At 63.9% G+C, this 19,049-nt stretch carries 20 protein-coding genes and 1 pseudogene; 7 read left to right on the forward strand and 14 right to left on the reverse strand.

Annotated elements, in window-relative coordinates; all coding sequences use genetic code 11:
• Positions 1–56: 56 nt before the first annotated feature.
• From CHU95_RS00360 to CHU95_RS22765, 4 genes and pseudogenes are all read left to right on the forward strand, one after another.
• Positions 57–938 carry a glucosamine kinase nucleotide-binding domain-containing protein gene (locus CHU95_RS00360; protein ID WP_094452591.1) on the forward strand — a complete coding sequence of 294 codons (882 nt, stop codon included), beginning with the start codon at positions 57–59 and terminating at the stop codon, positions 936–938.
• A gap of 155 nt (positions 939–1,093) precedes the next feature.
• Positions 1,094–2,155: a beta-N-acetylglucosaminidase domain-containing protein gene (locus CHU95_RS00365; protein ID WP_094452593.1), complete on the forward strand. Its 1,062-nt coding sequence runs from the start codon at positions 1,094–1,096 to the stop codon at positions 2,153–2,155.
• Between the two features lie 40 nt (positions 2,156–2,195).
• Positions 2,196–3,941: a D-lactate dehydrogenase gene (gene dld / locus CHU95_RS00370; RefSeq protein WP_094452595.1), complete on the forward strand. Its 1,746-nt coding sequence runs from the start codon at positions 2,196–2,198 to the stop codon at positions 3,939–3,941.
• A gap of 332 nt (positions 3,942–4,273) precedes the next feature.
• Positions 4,274–4,773: pseudogene (locus tag CHU95_RS22765) on the forward strand (IS21 family transposase); the annotation flags it as partial.
• A 697-nt stretch (positions 4,774–5,470) separates the two neighbouring features.
• On the opposite strand, the gene CHU95_RS00380 reads toward CHU95_RS22765, so the two are convergent.
• From CHU95_RS00380 to CHU95_RS00395, 4 genes are all read right to left on the reverse strand, one after another.
• Entirely contained in the window at positions 5,471–5,998 is a 528-nt protein-coding gene (locus CHU95_RS00380) for a peptidoglycan L,D-endopeptidase MepK (protein WP_094452599.1), read from the reverse strand.
• A 151-nt stretch (positions 5,999–6,149) separates the two neighbouring features.
• Positions 6,150–6,659 carry a DUF4402 domain-containing protein gene (locus tag CHU95_RS00385; protein WP_094452601.1) on the reverse strand — a complete coding sequence of 170 codons (510 nt, stop codon included), beginning with the start codon at positions 6,657–6,659 and terminating at the stop codon, positions 6,150–6,152.
• 15 nt (positions 6,660–6,674) lie between these two features.
• Positions 6,675–7,238 carry a DUF4402 domain-containing protein gene (locus CHU95_RS00390; RefSeq protein WP_094452603.1) on the reverse strand — a complete coding sequence of 188 codons (564 nt, stop codon included), beginning with the start codon at positions 7,236–7,238 and terminating at the stop codon, positions 6,675–6,677.
• Positions 7,235–9,304, reverse strand: coding sequence for a hypothetical protein (locus CHU95_RS00395; RefSeq protein WP_133065355.1), 2,070 nt, complete (start codon positions 9,302–9,304; stop codon positions 7,235–7,237). Before CHU95_RS00395 ends, CHU95_RS00390 begins: the two co-directional genes overlap by 4 nt.
• 66 nt (positions 9,305–9,370) lie before the next feature.
• On the opposite strand from CHU95_RS00395, the gene CHU95_RS22630 reads away from it, so the two are divergent.
• Positions 9,371–9,583 (forward strand): hypothetical protein, encoded by a 213-nt coding sequence (locus CHU95_RS22630; RefSeq protein WP_207762325.1) that lies wholly within the window; start codon positions 9,371–9,373, stop codon positions 9,581–9,583.
• A 140-nt stretch (positions 9,584–9,723) separates the two neighbouring features.
• On the opposite strand, the gene CHU95_RS00400 is transcribed toward CHU95_RS22630, so the two are convergent.
• The gene (locus CHU95_RS00400; protein ID WP_094452606.1) at positions 9,724–10,488 is read right to left on the reverse strand and encodes a fimbrial biogenesis chaperone; all 765 of its coding nucleotides are present in this window, start codon (positions 10,486–10,488) and stop codon (positions 9,724–9,726) included.
• A 27-nt stretch (positions 10,489–10,515) separates the two neighbouring features.
• Between CHU95_RS00400 and CHU95_RS00405 the strand changes: the two genes are divergently transcribed.
• Positions 10,516–10,911 carry a hypothetical protein gene (locus CHU95_RS00405; protein WP_094452608.1) on the forward strand — a complete coding sequence of 132 codons (396 nt, stop codon included), beginning with the start codon at positions 10,516–10,518 and terminating at the stop codon, positions 10,909–10,911.
• Positions 10,912–12,714: 1,803 nt separating this feature from the next.
• Here the strand turns inward: CHU95_RS00405 and CHU95_RS00415 are convergent.
• The 8 genes from CHU95_RS00415 to CHU95_RS00450 form a co-directional block, all read right to left on the reverse strand.
• Positions 12,715–13,236 (reverse strand): TetR/AcrR family transcriptional regulator, encoded by a 522-nt coding sequence (locus tag CHU95_RS00415; RefSeq protein ID WP_165771914.1) that lies wholly within the window; start codon positions 13,234–13,236, stop codon positions 12,715–12,717.
• Between the two features lie 53 nt (positions 13,237–13,289).
• On the reverse strand, positions 13,290–13,829 hold the full coding sequence (locus CHU95_RS00420; protein ID WP_245837760.1) for a dihydrofolate reductase family protein: 540 nt from the start codon (positions 13,827–13,829) through the stop codon (positions 13,290–13,292).
• A gap of 47 nt (positions 13,830–13,876) precedes the next feature.
• On the reverse strand, positions 13,877–14,269 hold the full coding sequence (locus CHU95_RS00425) for an MGMT family protein (RefSeq protein WP_165771915.1): 393 nt from the start codon (positions 14,267–14,269) through the stop codon (positions 13,877–13,879).
• A gap of 11 nt (positions 14,270–14,280) precedes the next feature.
• On the reverse strand, positions 14,281–14,709 hold the full coding sequence (locus tag CHU95_RS00430) for a hypothetical protein (RefSeq protein ID WP_094452616.1): 429 nt from the start codon (positions 14,707–14,709) through the stop codon (positions 14,281–14,283).
• Between the two features lie 60 nt (positions 14,710–14,769).
• On the reverse strand, positions 14,770–16,080 hold the full coding sequence (locus CHU95_RS00435) for an MFS transporter (protein WP_094452618.1): 1,311 nt from the start codon (positions 16,078–16,080) through the stop codon (positions 14,770–14,772).
• Positions 16,081–16,138: 58 nt separating this feature from the next.
• On the reverse strand, positions 16,139–16,513 hold the full coding sequence (locus CHU95_RS22770; protein ID WP_094452620.1) for a TetR family transcriptional regulator C-terminal domain-containing protein: 375 nt from the start codon (positions 16,511–16,513) through the stop codon (positions 16,139–16,141).
• Entirely contained in the window at positions 16,459–16,713 is a 255-nt protein-coding gene (locus CHU95_RS00445; RefSeq protein WP_094452622.1) for a TetR/AcrR family transcriptional regulator, read from the reverse strand. The genes CHU95_RS22770 and CHU95_RS00445 overlap by 55 nt, the downstream gene beginning before the upstream one ends.
• An 83-nt stretch (positions 16,714–16,796) precedes the next feature.
• Positions 16,797–17,381, reverse strand: a complete 585-nt coding sequence (locus CHU95_RS00450; protein ID WP_094452624.1) for an NAD(P)H-dependent oxidoreductase — start codon at positions 17,379–17,381, stop codon at positions 16,797–16,799.
• A 102-nt stretch (positions 17,382–17,483) separates the two neighbouring features.
• Here CHU95_RS00450 and CHU95_RS00455 point away from each other — a divergent pair, with 102 nt between their 5' ends.
• Positions 17,484–18,065, forward strand: coding sequence for a TetR/AcrR family transcriptional regulator (locus tag CHU95_RS00455; protein ID WP_094452626.1), 582 nt, complete (start codon positions 17,484–17,486; stop codon positions 18,063–18,065).
• Between the two features lie 467 nt (positions 18,066–18,532).
• Here the strand turns inward: CHU95_RS00455 and CHU95_RS00460 are convergent, their stop codons facing one another.
• The gene (locus CHU95_RS00460; RefSeq protein WP_094452628.1) at positions 18,533–18,883 is read right to left on the reverse strand and encodes a recombinase family protein; all 351 of its coding nucleotides are present in this window, start codon (positions 18,881–18,883) and stop codon (positions 18,533–18,535) included.
• Positions 18,884–19,049: the final 166 nt, after the last annotated feature.

Here is a 19,049-nt window from a genome sequence, read left to right on the forward strand (position 1 = left end):
TGCTGGTCTCTTCCCTGCAGGGTGTGTCTATGGAGACCAGAAAGGCCGTATAAGTGATGCAACACTTCCTTGGCGTTGACGCTGGCGGGACAAAATGCCGTGCCCGGTTGGTGGATGTCTATGGTCAGACGTTGGGCGAAGGGGTTGCCGGCCCTTCCAATCTGCGTTTCGGGGCAATAGCTGTGGCCAGTCAGATTACCACAGCTTGCCTTGCAGCCGTTGCTGCGGCAGGGCTCGATGCGACCATTCTGAGCCAATGCCAGGCCGGACTGGGTATCGCTGGCTTCAGCCGGGCCGGCAATCTGGATGACTTGCTACCGCTGCTTCCGGAATTCGGTTCGGTCAAGATAACCAGCGATGGCTATGTCGCGCTGCTGGGCGCCCATTCAGGGTCGGACGGGGGCGTGATCATCGTGGGCACGGGCAGCATCGGCCTGGGTCAGCGCGGCGCAAACCTGTTTCGGGTTGGCGGTTATGGATTTCCGATTTCTGACCAGGGCAGCGGTGCGGATATCGGGCTGTCTGCCGTGCGGCTGATGCTGCAAGCCCATGACGGGCTGATCGCCCGCACACCCCTGACCGACGCGGTCATGGACAGTTTTGGTGGTGCGCCGGCTCAGGTGATCCAATGGATGGATACAGCCACCCCTACCCATTATGCTACCTTGGCCCCCCTGGTGACGCAACAGGCCAGCCGGGGGGACCCGCTTGCCCGCTCCATCATGTTGAAAGCGGCTGTGGAAGTCGGGCGGATGGTTGAGACGGTGATGGCGCGAGGCGCACCGGTCTGCTCCCTGCTGGGCGGCTTGTCACAGGAAGTCCAGGGTTGGATGAGCAGCGATCTGCGGCAAAGGCTGAAGCCACCGGATGGCGATGGCGTACAGGGCGCTGTGCTGCTTGCGCAGAAGGCGGGTCCCAACGGCGTGATCTTCGGCTAGTGGCTGATGGTTCCCTCCGTTCATATTTAAAGCGTTGATTTTACAAGAAAATATAGACTTAAGGCTACATTACTCAGGTCCATGGGTGCCTGTCGGAGTCAAACTGGGGAGTTCTGGCGGAACATGCCCGGCATTGCCAGAAGGGAGAAAGCAACGTGCAGCTTGGTACTATTGAGGGATATTTCGGCAGCCCATGGACTTGGCAACAGCGGACGGAAACCATGCGCTTTCTGGCCCCGCATGGCTATGGGTTCCATATTTATGCGCCCAAGGCAGACACCTATCTGCGTCGGGAATGGCGCACACCACACCCCGAGGCAACCATGGCCGAACTCGCCCGGTTCGGCGCTGGCTGCCGGGCCGCGGGGGTGCGTTTTGGTGTGGGCCTCAGCCCCTATGAAGCCTACAAGGACTTTGACACTGGCATGGCCGATGACCTAGGGGCCAAACTGCGTTTTCTGGACGCGTTGGGGATCGACGATCTGGCCATCCTGTTCGACGATATGGATGGCAATCTGCCGGACCTGGCTGAACGTCAGGCTCGGATCATCAACGCCGCCGCCGAACGTACCGGCGCCAGCCGCATCATCGTCTGCCCCACTTATTATTCCGATGACCCGGTGTTGGACAAGGTGTTCGGGGCCCGTCCGCCGGATTACCTGGCAAGCCTGGGGCGTCTTCTTGATCCCGCCATCGACATCTTCTGGACAGGGGAAGAGGTATGTTCGCGGGAATTCTCACCACACCATCTGGACAAGATTGCCGATCTGCTGCGCCGCCGGCCGCTTTTATGGGACAATTACCCCGTCAATGACGGGCAGCGCATGTCCCAGCATCTGCATCTGCGGGCTTTCACAGGGCGGCACGGCGATCTCCTGAAGGATCGGATCACGGGACATGCCGTCAATCCGGCCCTGCAGCCCGTACTGACCCGCATTCCCATGCTGACTCTGCCGGAGAGCTATCGGCAGGGGCGTGACTATTGCTATGGCGTGTCTTTTCGGGCAGCGGCAACCCAGGTGCTGGGCGCGGAACTCGCGGCACTGGTCACGCTAGACCTGCTGACATTGCAGGAATTTCCCCGGGATCTGCTGGGCAGCCGTCAGCAGGCGCTGTTGGATCGCTACGGCGCCCACCCACATCCGGGTGCTATTGAGATCGTACAATGGCTGCGGGGTGATTATCGCATGGACGATTCTGTCGTTCAGACGCAGTAACCGCCGCGCGGACCCGCAGACCATTGGGCTGGAGCGCTGAATGATCAAGCACATGTCGCCACAGGATCGCGTGCGGCTGCTCTCGCGCCTGCGCTGCATTGTTGGCCGCCGCTACGTTCTGACACAGGGCATCAGCACAAGACACTATTGCACCGGCTATCGGTTCGGTGGGGGGCCAGTGCTGGCCGTTGTCCGGCCCGGCAGCCTGGTTGAACAGTGGCAGGTGGTACAGACCTTGATACAGGCCGGCTGTATCATCATCATGCAGGCGGCAAACACGGGTCTGACCGGCGGCTCTACGCCTGATGGGGATGGGTATGACCGGGACATCGTTCTGATCAGCACCACGCGCCTTAACATCGTTCAGATCATCCAACAGGGCCGGCAGGTCATCTGTCTGCCCGGCGCCACCCTGACACAGTTAGAGGAAAGGCTGCGGCCGCTGGGACGGGAGCCGCACTCGGTCATCGGTTCTTCCTGCATCGGCGCGTCGGTGTTTGGTGGCATCGCCAATAATTCCGGCGGCGCCTTGGTACAGCGGGGACCGGCCTATACCGAACTCGCGCTGTTCGCCAGGGTGGAGAGTAATGGCACCCTAGTACTGGTGAACAGGCTGGGCATTGCGTTGGGCGATGATCCAGAAACAATCCTGCATCGACTAGAGACGGAGCAATATGGTCCGGGCGACATCGAGCCTGATGCGGGGCCAGCATCCGACCACGGCTATGATCAGCATGTGCGAGATATTCACTCCGACCTGCCCGCCCGGTTCAACGCAGACCCGTCACGGCTTAGGGATGTGTCCGGCTGTGCGGGCAAGCTGATCATGTTCGCCGTGCGGCTGGATACGTTCGTTCTCCAACGCGACACCAGGGTCTTCTATATCGGCACCAACCGACCTCAGACATTGACGAACCTGCGGATCGCTTTGCTGACCCGCCTGCAGGAACTGCCCATCGCGGCTGAGTATATGCATCGCGATGCCTATGCGATGGCCGCCACCTATGGGAAAGACACGTTCCTAGCCATACGCCTGTTCGGTGCCAGACGGATGAAAACCCTGTTCCGCTTGAAATCCTTGGCTGATCAGGCGGCGCGGATACTGGGCATGTCCCCTCGTAACGTGGCCGACCGGCTGCTTCAGTGGATCAGCCACTTGTTTCCAAACCACCTGCCCCGCCGCCTCAACCAGTTTCACGAACGTTATGACCATCACCTGATGCTGAAGGTCAGTGCAGATAATAGCGCAGCGGTGCAGGTGCTGCTGGACAGCGTTCTGGGGGCGGCAACGGAGGCAGACGATGAGGCCTATTTCGAATGCACCACAGCGGAGGCGGAGAAGGCTTTCCTGCATCGGTTCGCGGCAGCCGGTGCCGTGGTTCGTTACTGCACTATCATGGGGAGCAAGACTGGCGGTATGGTAGCACTTGATATTGCGCTGCGGCGCAATGATCGCGAATGGTTTGAACAGTTGCCTCCTAACCTGGATGCGATGATCGACAAGAAGATCTATTATGGCCATTTTCTGTGCCATGTCCTGCATCAGGATTATGTGCTGCGTCCGGGGCACGATCCACATGCGGTCGAGCAGCGGATGCTCGGGGAACTGGACAAGCGCGGCGCGCGTTACCCAGCAGAACATGGATTTGGCCATCTTTATGCTGCACCGGCGTCCCTGGTTGAGTTCTATCAAACCCTTGACCCGTGCAACTGCTTCAATCCAGGCATCGGCCAGACCAGCAAGTTTCAGCAATGGTCTGCCGGAGCAGAGCCGCCATCCTTCTAACTGAACTGATGGTGTTGATGCCCCTTCACCTTGGGATGTTTGGTTTCCAGGTTATGGTTTCCGACGGGCGTCACGCCGGCGGTCATCATGGAGGCGACACATTTGCTGGCGATCGATCTGGGCAAGGGGCATATTCAGGTTTGGGGAACAGATGTTATCGGCAACGTGTTGTTCAGCCGGCCTTTGTCTCTACCGAAGCTGATGCAGCTTCTGACTGTTATCCGGTGTGGAAAAGTAACCCGTAAATCGGGGTTATAGGCGTCCGACTTTGACCCTGCTGTTCATGGCTGTTTGACTGCCTGGATCGAGAATTGATCTGGGCGGGCTGGAGGATGCTGATCGTGGAAACCATCGGGCGGATCCGGCGTGAGTCTTTGGTCAAGGGCAAGGGTATCCGGGAGATCGCGCGGGACCTTGGCGTATCGCGGAACACGGTACGGAAGGTTCCGCGTCTGGGGCGACGGCCTTTGATTATGAGCGGACGGTGCTACCCCGACCACAGCTGGGTCAATGGACCGGTGAGCTGGACCGCATGCTGTTGGCCAACGAGGCCAAGGCGGCGCGGGAACGGCTGACACTGATCCGGATCCATGAGGAACTGCAGGCGCTTGGCTATGCTGGCAGCTACGATGGTGCGCCGCAATGCGCGCCAGCATGGCGGCAGGGTCGGGTTTCCAGCAGTGTCGATGCCTATGTGCCACTGAGTTTCGCGTCGGACGAGGCCTATCAGTTTGACTGGAGCCACGACATCGTGGTGCTAAACGGGGCGACGACGACGGTCAAGGTGGCGCATGTGCACCTCTGCCATAGCCGAATGTTCTTCGTGCGGGCCTAATGCGGACGTTGGCATTCCATGTATTCTGCTCCGCACCCGGCTCGGTGATGACAGTCCATCACACCCGAAACAAGGATAATCTCAGGCCCGACCACCCCGCCCGATTTCGCCTCGACTGGATAGGTGGAGGTGCAGCAAGGTCTGGCCGGAGATTGGAGGACGCGATGACGGTGGGCCTCGACACATTCCTGCAGGGCATGACCGATGAGGAATGGAGGGCGGTCGAAGCTCGCACGAAGCAACTGATCGCGGGGAACTTGTTCACAGGGCGGATGGCGGGGAGGGGGAGGAAACCGGGCTGGCACTGAAGGGGAATGGGCGGGCTGACAGTGGTGGGTGTGGTGAGGGGTGAACCGGGAAAGGGGGAGGGCGCCTTGGCGCCCTCGGGTCGAGAAGCTGTGCGCGTGGGCGGGGGCTGCCAGGTCGCGCATGCAAGGCGCGTGTAGGCACCATGGCGCTATGGCGCCATTCCCCCGGCGCCTCAGGCGCCCGGGATCGAGAGGTGGGTGAGTGGGGGAATCGGCAGACCCCAGCCCATGTACCTGGAGGCAGCAGTCTTGTGCATTTCTGCGTGAACAGCGAAGCTTGCGCGGCGCGTCATCGCGCGGACGCAAACGAGTAGCAAACGTTGTGTCTTGTTGCCGCGAGACCAGCCAGCGACGGTGGCGATCTTGTATGCTCCGGCTACCGCCTATCACCAGGACCGTACCCTCCCAGAATCCACATGAATGAAGCCACCCTGGTCGGGCGGATAAAACCCAACACCCCCGCGCTTCATGCCCAGGGCGGCCGCTCTCATCGCCTCCAGCGGCACCCCCTCGATGATCAGGTCGGCCGCCATCGCTTTGGTATGGAGACTGTCCGGGCTCACGTGTCGACCCTGCAGCGCCAGGCGCAGGTTCGTCTCGGGTGACCGGTACCCGCAGATCAGGTGGACGGGCCGGTCGGAAGCGCGGACGGCGTCCCGCAGATCGGAGATGATCGCCAGGACCCTGGGATCGACGACCGCGTACTCGTCCCGGCGCCAATCCCGGAAGATCCTGAATATCCTGTCGAGGGCTTCACCGTCGTGGAGCCCGTCCTGCTCGTAGACAGTCTCGGGGAGGTACTCGCCCGTATGGAAATTGACGATGCTCAACGATCGTCTTTTCGGCGCGGTGGCAAAGGCCGGCATGGCGATGACGGCGGGGGCGCCGACGATGAAGGTCCTGCGGGAGAGCATGGGGTCACCTGTTTCCTGGACCTTCCGGCCGACAAAAGCTGTCCGACCGGGCAGGGGGCGCCTGCGGCGCGTCGAGAGGTGCGCAGCTGGGGCCGGTCTGGCCTTTTGGAGCCGGGGAAGAGGGTTGGCAACGGAATTGGGGCAGGCAGGGTCATTCGTAAGTCGCTTCGATCAGGATCGAGCCCGATGTTGCGCCGGGGTCGAGCTGGCCGGCGGGGAGGGCCAGACGGCCGCCGATCCGGACCTCGGCGGGGGTGCCGGGGATGGTCGAGAGGGTGATCGGGATTCCGCCGGCGGCACTGCGCTCGGGTACGGGGGACTGGACAGAGTCCACGGCGATGACGAGCTGGTCGATGGTCCAGGAACCGAGGGCTGCCGTGCTTCCACCCCCGGCGATCGTGATCGTCAGGGCCTGGCCGGGATCTCCGGTGACGGCCACCCGGGCTTCGCGCGGAACGGCACCCTGCCGGAAAGCCTCGACGCCGCCGGTATAGGCGGCGGTGCCGTCCGTGCCGATGGCGACGGTCCCCGCCCCGGAATGGACGACGGAGCCGAACGATAGGGGCTGGCCCAGGGTGACGTCCGGCTCGGCGGCGAAGGCTGGGGACGGCCAGAGGATGCTGGCCATGACGGCCGCGGCGATGGAGGAGAAGCGTTTCATGGATGTGCCCTCCCATTACTCATACTCGACCAGCACCATGATGAAGCCGCTGTAGGTACCGTCCGGGGCGGACCCACTGACGGCAAAGCGGCCGCCGATCTTGAGGGTAGAGGACCCGCCGGCGCCGATCGCGCCTGTCAGGTTGTTGCCGGCGCTGATCGGCGTGCCGCTGTCCAGGCAATGCTCCAGGTTGCCGATTTCCATGGCGGTGGAAGACGGACCCGCAATGTTCCGGGTGGTCTGGTTGCTGTTGGTCGTGACCGTGATGGCCGCCCCTGGCGTACCGGTGATGACGGCGGAACCCAGGGAAGGCGTCCCCAAGATCGAGAGGGAGGAGCCCGCGGTGACATTGGCCGAGCAGCCGGCGCCGATGCCCACGGTCAGGTAATCGGTGATTCCCGTGTTGGAGGGCTTGGATATCGTGCCGGCGGCCAATGGGGTCGTGGAACCGATGGTCAGGCCGGGCACCAGGGTGATGCTTGTCGGGATGCCGATGCCGGCGGCGGCCAGGGTGGGCGAGGCGGTGCAGCTCGAGAGAAGGGTAGCGGCGAGGAGGGCGGACAGGCGCTTCATGATCATTTCGGGGATGTCTCCGGGGAGGTGGTGGGGGTTTCCGCCGTTGGGGGGAGCCGGTGGCGGAGGTCGGGTGCTGGATCGGCTGGGGTCAGCAGGATCCGCTGGGGTGGCAGGCCCTCGACCTCAATGGTCCAGGGACCGAGGACGGCGCGGTCGATGAGGTATTCGCCGGCCGGGTCAGTGACAGCGGACATGGCGCGGCCGCCAGGGCCATGGGCCGTCACACGGCGACCGGCAACACGACCGCTTCCCTCGACGCGGCCCATGACAAGGCCTGCGGGTGCTACGGGGATTTCGACGATGGTGGTCGAACCGGGGCGCACGGACACCAGGCGCTGGGGTCGATAGGGGGAGACCATCCCGCCGGCGATGCCGTCTGCGGCGAGAGAGACGCGCATGTTGCCAGCGGTGACGGGGAAGGAGGTTTGGCCGTCGAGCAGGGTGCCCTCGATGTTGTTGACGGTGACCGGGGGGCCGTCTTCAACGGCGGGCTCGTTTGGATCGCGTCGGCCGTCTGCGTTCAGGTCCATCCAGGCGCTGACGGTGAGCCGGGAGAGCTCGCCGGCCCTGGCGGGACGGACAAGGGGGCCGCCGCCGAAGGAGGTCGAGAGGCCGAGGCGCAGGGACCAGGCAGACGATTGGCGCTCCAGCTGGCCGGACACGCGCCAGGCGCCAACATCGTGGCTGGCACCGGCATAGGCGCGGAAGTTGCCGGCAGTGGTCTTGCCGATACCGGCGAACTGGCGGGAACCGTCGGGACCGAGCCAGGTCGCGTCGACGAAGGACTCCCGGCCGACATAGCGGCCGCGGACAATGAGGGGACCGCCGGCGGCGTGGGTGGACCAGGACAGCATCCGCCCGAAGCGCAGGCCCTGGCCATACCGGCCTTGCTCAATGGTGGCCTGGGCGTAGAAGGGCCCGACCTGCCGACCGGCCATCACCTGGATGACATCGCGGGAACCGGACCGCTGCTCAAAGGTGGCGGACAGCGAGGTGTCACCCAGCCGACCGGCGGCCCGGATACGGGTCTGGACCAGGGCCGGATCCATGCCATCGATTGCCCAACCGTCGGACGCGCGGCGATGGTCGATCATGCCCGACCAGCTGCCGGCGGACGCCGAGAGGATGATCCGCCCGGCCACGGCACCGGTGCTGGCGGCCCCGAGGTCGGCTTCAAGGCCGACGGTACCGGCTCCGGTCGAAAGGCCGGCGGAGAATTCCTGGCGGCTGACATTGGTGTAGGGGCGGTGGGCAAGGGATGTACGCAGGGAGCCCCAGTCGAAACCACGCTCCAGCTCGCCGAAGGCGGCCAGGGTGCCGGAGCGGCCCTGGGCCTGGTCGAGGAGGCGGCCATCATCAAGCCAGGCGGCGGCCGTATAGGAGGTTTCGCCAGGGGCCAGCGTGGCGCCAACAGGCACGGAATAGGTTTCATACCACTCCTCGCCGCCGGGGCCGCGCAGGGTGACGTCCACCTTCTGGCCGGGAAAGAGCGTGATGTCGTCGGGCGCTGTCCAGCGACCGGAGGCGTCGACGGGCACTGTCGCGGCGATACCTGCTGGCGTGGAGATTTCGGCTGTCCAGCCGGCGGGGGCGTCGCCCGACGGGACACGGCCGGACCTGGAGGTCGAGAGGTCGGGCCGTAGGTAAAGGCCAAGCCCGCCGCGGGCGGGGGCGGAAAGGGTGCCGGCAAAGGGATGGACGTCGCCGGCCTGGACGAGGGACCCGGGGAGCAGGTCGCGGGCTTCGGCGGTGAGGCGGGCCGAGGTGATGGAATGTCCGGGGTCGCCGGCCAGGGAGGCGAGGATCGAGGTCGAAAGCCTGCCGGCGGGAATGTAGCCGGCACCAGCTCCGCGCAGGCTGAGGCTGCCATCGGTGGAGATGTCGGCCCCGACCTCATAGTTGGGCAGAGCCCTGACCTCACGGCCCCGCTCCACGGGGAGCTTGGGTTCCCGGCGGAGCAGGCGGGCGGAGGATTTGCCCGTCAGGATGGAAAGGACCATGGCGCGCCGGTCGAAACGGATCTCCAGGCCGAGGATGGAAGCGGCGGTGGTGGACTGGACGAAAAGCATGCCCCCGCTGACGGAGAGGTTGCCGGCGGATATCGGGATGGCACCGTTGGGACTGTCGGCGGCGAGGTGCTGCGCATCGACACGCCAGCGACCCTTCGGACCCTGACCCTCAACGAGGTCGGCGCTTTCCGAGAGGACACGGTGGCGGGCCAGGGCGGCGATTGCGGCGATGGGGAGGTAGGGCTCGCCGTCTTCGCCGACCAGGGCGTCGACCAGGCCGACGGAGGCACCGTCGATGGAAAGCTCCACGGGGCCGGACAGATCGTCTGCGGGCGATAGGAAGGATGGACGGTCCTGGGCGGTCGCGGCCGTCGAGAGGGCGAGCGCGCAGGAACCGGCCACCAGGAGGGCATGGAGGGGGCGGACGGCCACGACGTGCCTCGCTCACAGGGATGGAAAAGTAGGGGAGGGGGCTGGGCTCAGCGCGCCGGTTGCGCGGCGGGACGTTGGCAGGCCCGCGTCGTGGTGGGGCTGTCCTTGCGCGGGATCCAGGTCGCCCAGGTGGGGCCGGCGATCTCGCGGGTGGGCTTGACCGTGTATTCCCGCGCCTGGACTTCCGGCCAGAGGGTAGTGGCGGTCACGCGGCCCAAAAGGCCGGCGGCGTCGCAGACGGCGAGGTCGCCATGGCTGGAGACGGCGGGCTGGCCGTCGGGGCGGCGGACGGTGGCGGTCAGCAGCCCGTCGGGGCCGGCCTTGACCTGCTGGTCGACCAGGATCTGGGGCTCGCCAGCGACGCCGACCCGCAGGATGACGGGGATCACCGGGGCGGTCAGAACGCTAAGGCTGGCGCTGGCGAGCTGGGGATCGGCGACTTCTTCGGCCGGCATCGGGATGAAGGCCACATAGGCGCGCCGCTCACCAGTGAAGCCGGCCGGCACCTGGGTGATCATGCGGATGGTCTGGGCCTCGCCGGGGGCCAGCAGCATCGAGCGGGGGGCGGCCTTCAGCCAGGTCGCCGGATCGGGCTCGGTGGCGGAGGAAGGCCGGAACTGCACCCGGAAACGCATGGGCTGGTCGGAACGGTTGGCGACCAGGATTGTCCCGCCGAAGCGCTGGCCGTCGGCGATCACCAGACGGGTGGGGGCAACGGTCAGGCCGATTGCGTCGGCATGGGCGGAAGGTGAGGTTAGGGCGGTGAAGCCCAGGAAGGCGGTGACCGTACTGACGAATAGGGCGTGCTTCATTTTCCTGCTCCCTGGATTGGGGCGCGGTTGCGGCTGATCGCGGGCGGGGCAGGAAAACAGGGGGCTGGAGGGAAGGGACCCGCGACGGGTGGTTTCGATGATGAGATAATATATGCTGCATTAATAAAAATCAATGGGAATTATATATGTTGCATTAGTTATTTCCCGTTCCATAATCGGTCCACGATGGGAAAAACACCGACTTCGCCATGGGGACTGCGGGCTCACGCCTCGGGCCTCCACCAGAAAGACCTCGCCCGACTGGCGGGGACGGACCCGATCAACGTCTCCCGCGGCCTGCGCGGCGATTGGACCAGCGGAGTCCCCAAGCACCTGCAGGCCCTCATCATCGCGTGGGAACTCATGACCCCGGCGCAGCGGGAAGACTGGATGCGCCAGGTGGTGGCCATCGTTCCGGAATGATCGGGGCGCGGTGGGGTATGGCTGATGCTTGTCCCCGAAATCTTGCGGTTGTCTGAGCCTGAGGACAGAAGAGGCGGAACTATCCAGCGTTTCCGATGCGAGATGATTTTGCTGCAGGCGCGGCCTCGTCGGGGAAGGTCAGGGCCGGGCTGACCCGTGGTGTGGACCGGAATGGCCAACCGGGGACCGATGCGGATCGGATTAGGACGCGATTTGGTGTGGTTGGATGACCGAGATGTGGTTTCGGTCATCTTGGGCCTGTTCTCGCGTCCTGCGGGCTTCCTATCGCTAAATCGGGGTTGTTGTGATGGGGGGGGAGCGGACGGATTGGCTGGCGGCGAGGGTGCGCGCGCGCCGCACGCGGGCGGGCCCGGGGCGAGAGGCGGGCGCCGGAGGCGCCGTGGAGGGCTGGCAACGCTGGGGAAGGGCTGGACGTCTGCGGGAGGGGGTGAGGGCTGGGTTCGAGAGGGTGCGCTGCGGGCGCACCCAGCGCGAGAGGTGGTGAGTGTGGACGACGGCTGGCATGATGGGTTTTGGTGGCTACCCCCACAAATACCCCCACTACCCCCACTGTACCCCCAGTTGAGTGGGGGTACTGGCGATGATCAGTAAGCTATTGTTTCATATATGTTTTTTATAGAAGAAATTAGATAATTAGATAAAAACCCCCACACCCCCAAGATGATATCCCCCCTTACGCGCGTGTGCTCGACGCGCATGCGCTCATGTTTGCGCATGCATGTGCGCGTCGAGCGTACGCATGCACATGTGTATCTCCCGATTTTTTCTGGGGGTGCGGTAAAAATCGTATCTAACTCATTGATATTAAACGTCAAAAAGTACCCCCAAGGACTGGGGGTACTGGGGGTATTTGGCCGATTCTGTACCAGAACGCTGAATAAGTCACTGATATATAATGGTTTTCTGCGATCCCTACAGGACGGCATACGGGATTCCCGAATTTTCCAACCCATTGATTTCATTGAGTTTCAAAATACCCCCACTCCCGGGGGTAGGGTGTTAGCCGCAGGCCCCACCGACCCCAGATCCACGCCCTTTTTCCCGAAAACTTCCTGCCAGAATTCCCCGCGCGCGTACGCGCGGAACCGCGGCGGCCAGCCCCCACCCCCACCCGAGGTCCGCCCGAGCAAACTCTCCCCGCCTCTCGCATCGGGGCGCTCCGCGCCCCTACACCCCGGCGCGCTGCGCCGTCGGCCGGCCAGTACATCGACGCCGTGCCTAACCGCATGATAAATTCGATTCTGGTGAGGGTTTCCCGCCGAGATGGGGCTTTTCCCCACTTACCTCATTCACCCCTCCAGCGGCCATTTAGTGCGTAATTTGAGCCCTTAGTACCGCGCCCAGCCCGCGCCTACCCAATTCCCCCACCTCGTCACTTTTCGACCAGGGGACCCCCCGGCGCCCCGCTCTCGCCTTGATCCAGGCCGCGCTGCCGCGTCCTCCTGCAAGCTCACTACCGGACGCTACTTTGCAGTCACGCCGCGCGTCGGTACCTTTCGTGAAACGCCTTTTTACTTGGTACAGCACCATCTTCGGCAGGTCGGGCGGCATCTCCATTCGGGTGCCCACCCTTTTGGTGACGCCTTGGGAGGAGCTGCAAGCAACCGAGGACCAACTTCGTGATCCAAGTCGAGGCCAGGGAAGCAATCGCAACCGCCGACGTTGATGGCGACAATCTGCGTCCGCCGCTTCCGCTCGGTGGGCCGGGCGCTCAGGGTCATGGTGCATATGTATCGACCCGGTGGCGGCCAGAAAGTCCCCGCCCAACAGCGGCGGTGCTTTTCATGTCCGGCCGGCCGCTGCCAAGCCGCCCAGCAACAGCGCAACCGCGGCGGCATGATCCGCGGTCACCGCGAGGACTTGCGAAGGCAGGGTGCCTTCGCGTGCCACGGCCAGGGCGGCACCATGGGTATGGTCGATCAGGATATGGGTCCAGCGGCGGGCACTGTCGGGCGGTAAGCCCATCCCGGTCACCAACTGCTCCAGGGTATCGGTCAGGACCAAGGCCTGAACTGGATGGGCGGCGGGCCGTCTGAAAACTGCGAGCAGCAGGGCGGGGTGGCGGATGATCGTCGCGTGGTAGGCTCCCAGCAATTCTGCGATGGCGGTCCGACCGGTCGCAGCTTTGGGGACGGCTACCGCCGCGAATGCCCTTTCCGCCATGGATTTGATCAAACCATCCTGATCATGGAAATGATGGTAGATGGTCATGGGTGTAACGCCTGACCGCGCAGCCAGCGCTCGCATGGTCAGCGCATCCAGCCCCCCCTGTTCCACCATATCCAGCGCATGGGACAAGATCACCTGAGGATCCACCCCGCCATCCCGGGCTGCCGGGCGTCCACGTTGCCGTGGGGTCATGCGGCCACCTTATAGGTGGATTGGACCAACCCGGACGGGAAGCAGCGCGTTGAGACATGGGTGAGGGACACATCGCCCGCCAAGGGTCCGAACAGCGACCGCCCTTCACCCAGCAAGACCGGCACCCGCGTGACCACCATGTCCTGGATCAGGCCCAGCTGCAAAAAGGACTGTATCACCAAGCCCCCGTCGACATAGGCACGGCGACAGCCCCGCTGCCCTAGCATCATCATGACCGCGGCAGGGTCCGTGTCGCACGGCTCCACCTGTCCCGAGAGGTAATCAGGTACAAGTCCTAATGACGGTCCTCGCGACAGAACAAGGACCGGTCGGGTATAAGGCCATGGTCGATAGTTGCACATCGTCGCAAAGGTGTTCCGGCCCATGATGATAACATCCATGTCGCGGATGAAATCCTCATACCCGTGATCCTCGCCCTGACCATCTAGGGCCAGCAGCCAGTCGATGGAACCATCAGGCCTCGCGATAAATCCGTCCAGGCTGGTGGCGATGAAGACATGGCCCGTGACCATCATTCCCTCCATATATTTATACGCCGTATAATTAATTGGAGCAGCCCCCGTCAATGACCGGGTGCTGGCTCAGTGGCCCAGATCGTGTGCTGATGCCGGGGGTCGGGCGTGTGGTGATGGTGGGGATCCAGCAGCAGGACCTGGTTGGCCGTGAGCCTGTGTCCTTCGGCGCACAGGGCCGCCATCTGCGCCGTGCGGGCGACGGTGCGTTTTGCTGGGGGGCCGAAATCGCCGCCCTGTGGGATGACGCGGTGTTGGGGCAAGGCGCCAGGCATCTCCCGTTCCAGCTTCGACAACAGGAACGCGACATGACGGGGCGGCACATTGAGGGCGGATGACAGCAGGCCGAGGGTAACAACTTTACCGGCTGGAATGGCCTGCACCGCCGCAATAAGGGCATAGCGCAGATTCACGAATGCCTGGGATTTCGTCTGGCTGACCATCCTTGCGCCCGTCATGCTGAAGGCATGAGCTTGCGGCTCATCACGATACTGCCCAAGTCTTTCAGGCGCTTGCCGTCGATAGGCACGATGGTATGGGCGGCACGGATGGCCTCAAAGGCAGGCGCGATGCCGGCATAGCCTTCCGGGGTGGGATAGCCCACGATGACCAACACGTTCCACGGCTCCCCTGTCCCGGCGCTTTGCAGGAGGCGGTATTCAGTCATGATCCCTTGCTCCACGGCGACGCGGTCCATCTCGAACCAGTTGGCAGTGATGAAGCGGACCAGGGCACCGGGATCGGCGTCGTGGGATTTCAGGAAGGTCAGTTCAAAGGAGCGGGTAGGCCGGGCGGTCTGGCCGCTGGCCAGGGCGGAAGCCGCCGGCAGAGCAGCACTGGCAGCCAGGCCAGCAAGTGTGGCGCGTCGGGCGATGGGCCGCATGAGCAGATCCTCCGGGATCGGATTGAACAGGCAATCGATCTGGGCGAAGCTGCGTGTCTGTCAAGGGGACGCCGGGTTTGGGTCTATGTAAACAGTCGGGAATGGCTCCTTGCTATTCAGGCAGAACCTATCCCCTGCGAAGCTGCCGCAGCACTGGCAAAAAATCGACATTGCCAAGGCCACCCCGACCAGTAGGGCGATCAGCCAGGTAATAGCGCCAGCCCCCAGGATGTCGACGGCCGGGCCGGCGGCCAAGGCTGCCACAGGCTGGGCCAGAATCACGGCAGCGGACAGGGTACCGATGACCCGGCCCCGGTCCTGCGGCGCGACCTGGCGGTGGATCGCCGTCACCACCAGGGGCCAGAGCGGGCCGACACCCAACCCGATTAGGACGGGGCCCACCACCAGCGCTAGGGCGGGCGGCAGCGTGGCCAGCAGCAGTGTGCCGGCCCACATCACCCCCACCCCACCGATGAACAGGCCACGATGGCTAATGCTCCGGCCCAGAGCGGGGCCCAGCAGGGCGAACAGCAGGTTGGCCAGCATGACGCTGGCGCCCGCGATGGAAAGGAACAAGGCCAGATCGCCCGCCCCCATGCCCGATGCGATGACTAGGTTGGGGGCGACAATTTCATCCATGGCCGTGAAGATTGCGACCAGCAGCGCCCCGATGGCCGCCACGCTGCCCAACAGCGGGTCGCGCAGAATGGGCCTGGCCGTCTGACCGGCGTCGCCACGCGGCTTGGCCCGGAAAGCGGGGAAGCAAGCGGCGTCGACCAGCGCGATCACCACCGACAGTTCGGCCGCGATGACCAGAGTCCAGACAAGGCCGATGACCGCCACCAGCAGTACCGCCGCTGCCGGACCACCCATCATGCCCAAGCTCATGACAATTTTCCGCAGGCCATTGGCGCGTTCCAGTGGCAAGGCGGCCAGCCGCGCCAGTTCTGGAATGCGCGCATCCTGCGCCAGGGTCCCTGGCTGTCCACAGAAATTGGCCGCCGCCAGAAGGGCGATGATTCCGGCAACCACGGTCAACCTGTCAGTTCCCACCCCCATGGCCAGCAGGGCCGCCACCCCGGTCAGCATGGCTGTCAGCAGATTGGACAGCATCAGCACGCGGCGCCGCCCCACCCGGTCCACCAGCTGCCCACCCAGCAGCATGCCAAGCGCCACCGGCAATTGCAGGGCAAAGGCCGCGGTCCCTGCGACGCTGGCGCTCTGTCCCGCCGACAGCAGCGCCCAGGGGACGGTCATCGATAACAGCCCCGCCACCAGCGCTGACAGGCCCGACGTCAGCAGGCTGGCCAGCAGGGGTCCCGCCGGCGAGAGGGGGAACGAGTCAGCAGCGGCGGGTTCGGCATGGGGCATTGGGCACATAAAGGGGGGAGTGGTAGAAGCAGCGTCAGCAGGGCAGGGGTTGAGCCGATCAGGACGGTGACAGCAGTCGCCGGATCATCAGGGCCAGGCCCTGCAAGGGCGGGGGGATGCAAAGGGCCGTGTCGCGGACAAAGGCGCCGTCATAGGCCGCCAGGCACAGACTGGCCATCGTGTCGGCCGCCACCCGGTCGGACACCTCCCCCTTGGCCTGCGCGGGCGCGATCAGGGCGCACAGGCTGGCCGGAACTTGGTTTTCGGCAGCACGTACGGCAGCGCGCACCCGGTCATTACGGGTGGCCTCCGACAGGATCTCCAGCCGCAGGCGGGGGTACAGCGCGTCATCATCCGATAAAGGGGTTTCCAGCGCGGCTAGATGCTGTTCCAGGGCTGCATCCAGGCTGTCAGCGGACGCCAGCAGCGCCAGATCATCGGCGCGGTACCCCCCACAATGGCCAGGATCAGATCATCCTTGCTGGCAAAATACTGATAGAGGCTGGCGGGGCTGATCCCCGCGTCGCGGCAGATATCGGCGGTGCCCGCACCATGAAACCCATGGCGCGCAAAACAGCGCCGCGCGGCGGCCAGTATATGGTCGGTGCGGGCCTGACGCGCAGCGGCATCCACGGGCCGGCCCCGGCGGGGATTGGGTGTTTCATCGCCAATGGCAATTATGTGATCGATCGCTCACATAATTCAAGGGGTGCCGGCTACATCGCTTTACTGCCCAGCCGTTCCATCTCCGCCAGCCAGTGCGCGATGGCGCCGGGCTTTGGCTGGCTGGCGGGCGACAGGTGGGTGATGCGGGTCGGCTTGATGCCGACAAAGCCCAGGACCTGGCCTTTCAGCTGCCACAGAAGGGCGTTGTGATACAATAGGCGCAGGAACCAGCCAGGCGTGTCGGAGGTCAGCACCACCCGTGCGCTGCGCCCCGACAGCATCGGGCGTGGCATCCCAAAGTGGGTTTTGCGCGTGTCGAACGCCCGACCCGGCAGCAAGGCCCGGTCGAATAACCCCTTCAGCCGCGCGGGCAGCCCGCCCCACCAGAGCGGGGTCACCAGCACCAGATGCTGGCACCAATCCAGATTGGCCAGCATCTGTTCCAGGTCCGGCTCCAGCGGCTTTGTACGGGAATAACCGGCAAAGCCGAAATCCGCATCAAACACCATGTCCGCCAGCTGCATCAGGCGCACCGGATGCCCCGCCGCCTCTGCCGCGCGGGCATAGGTTGTGGCAAGGGCCGCCGACAGCGACCCTGCCGCCGGATGGCCGTTGAGGATGAAAATACGCGTCATGGCTTGCCCTTCCAAAAACTGACCATGGTCATTAAATCAAGAAAATGACTATAGTCAATTTATATTTTTGACCATGGTCAGTTTGTGTGCGAAGGTCAGGACATGGTGAAGGGCGTGCAGCAAAGGGCCGTTGAAACCCGCGACCGGTTGCTGGCTGTGGCAACCGCGCTGATCGCGGAAACCGGCTATGCCGGCGTGCGGATCGATGAGATCGTGGCCCGGGCCGGCATGGCGAAGGGCACTTTCTTTGCGCATTTCAAGGACAAGGACGGCCTGATGGATCTGCTGATCGCGCAGCGGATCGCCGAATTCCTTGACGCGCTGGAGGCATCGCCTGTGCCGGCGGATGCGGCGGACCTGGCTGATAGCATGCTGCCGCTGCTGACCTTCATGTCCTGCGAACGCTATGTCTTTGATGTCATTCTGCGCCGTTCGGGTGCCGCGGCCCTGGCCGAGATCGGGCCGATCGCACTGATGCTGGGCCGGCATGGAGAGATTGTGGGTCGCTGGTTATCCCGGCGAAACTTCCGGCCCGATGTACCTGTCAGTATCCAAGCCGAAGGGGTGCAGGCCTTCATGATGCAGGCCTTGGCCCTGCATTTCTGCGCCCTGCACAGCGACATACCCCTATCGGGCCGGTTCCGGCCCTATATGCAGGCATGGCTGGGGCATCCGTCAGAGTAATTTCCATAACATATATTATCAATCTTTAATTGTGTAGGGGGTGGATTCTATTTTGAAGCGCGACTCTCTTTTATAATCAGATGGTTAACAATGGGGGCTACCATGGGAGAGCATTATTCGCACTTGAGTTTGGCGGAACAGCGCAGGATTGCCGAAGCGATCCGTTTCGCTGCCACGGTCATCAGTTCACCCTGGACCTCATCAGGCAGTACAGACGCGTCATTCCGGTAGAGTGACGGACCGAAGGCATTTTCAGGCCCTCACGCGAAACGATAGCCGGTAGAACTGAGGGGCATTCGGCGCAACCGCTCGCCAGTGGCAGCGAAAAGGGCGTTGGCCAGGGCGGGCATTACCGGCGGCACCATGGTTTCGCCCACCCCGCCCGCAGGAGCATCAGGGGGTCACGACATAAAACGGGCGAATAACCACGCTAAGGGGACAGAACAAGAACCAAAGCCACTTTTCTCTCAAGTTTTGCTTTCTGCCCCGGTGTCCGCAGAGTTGTCCATCGCTGCGTAGAGGGCTGTTTTACCGACCTTAACCCTCGCGGCCGCGTCCCTAACCGTCAGGCCCTGGGCGAAGAAAGTTTTTGCTCGCCGCAGCTTGTCGTCGTTAACGACGGGCTCCCGGCCACCACGCCGCCCCCGGGCGATGGCGGAATCCAGGCCAGCGCGGGTTCGTTCCCGGATCAGGTCTCGTTCGAACTGCCCGAGTGCCCCAACGATATGGAAGATCAGCCGGCCGCCGGGCGTAGTTGTGTCGATGGCTTCGGTCAGGGACGGTTTGGCGGACTGGGCAAGTTGCTGCAACGTCGGCATAGGGTCCGGAAGCGGACGGGCAGGTTTCCGCGCTTGGGGTACGGATTCCGGACATTCCTCCCCAGCCCGGGGACTCCCATCAGACGCAACTGTTCACCTTGGGGTCCTATGGTGGGGTCACGACAGTAAGCATCCGGCGTAGGCCCATTCAGGGTTTTGCCTTCCA

This window comes from Niveispirillum lacus (assembly GCF_002251795.1).
In the GTDB taxonomy this organism is placed as follows: Bacteria; Pseudomonadota; Alphaproteobacteria; order Azospirillales; family Azospirillaceae; genus Niveispirillum; species Niveispirillum lacus.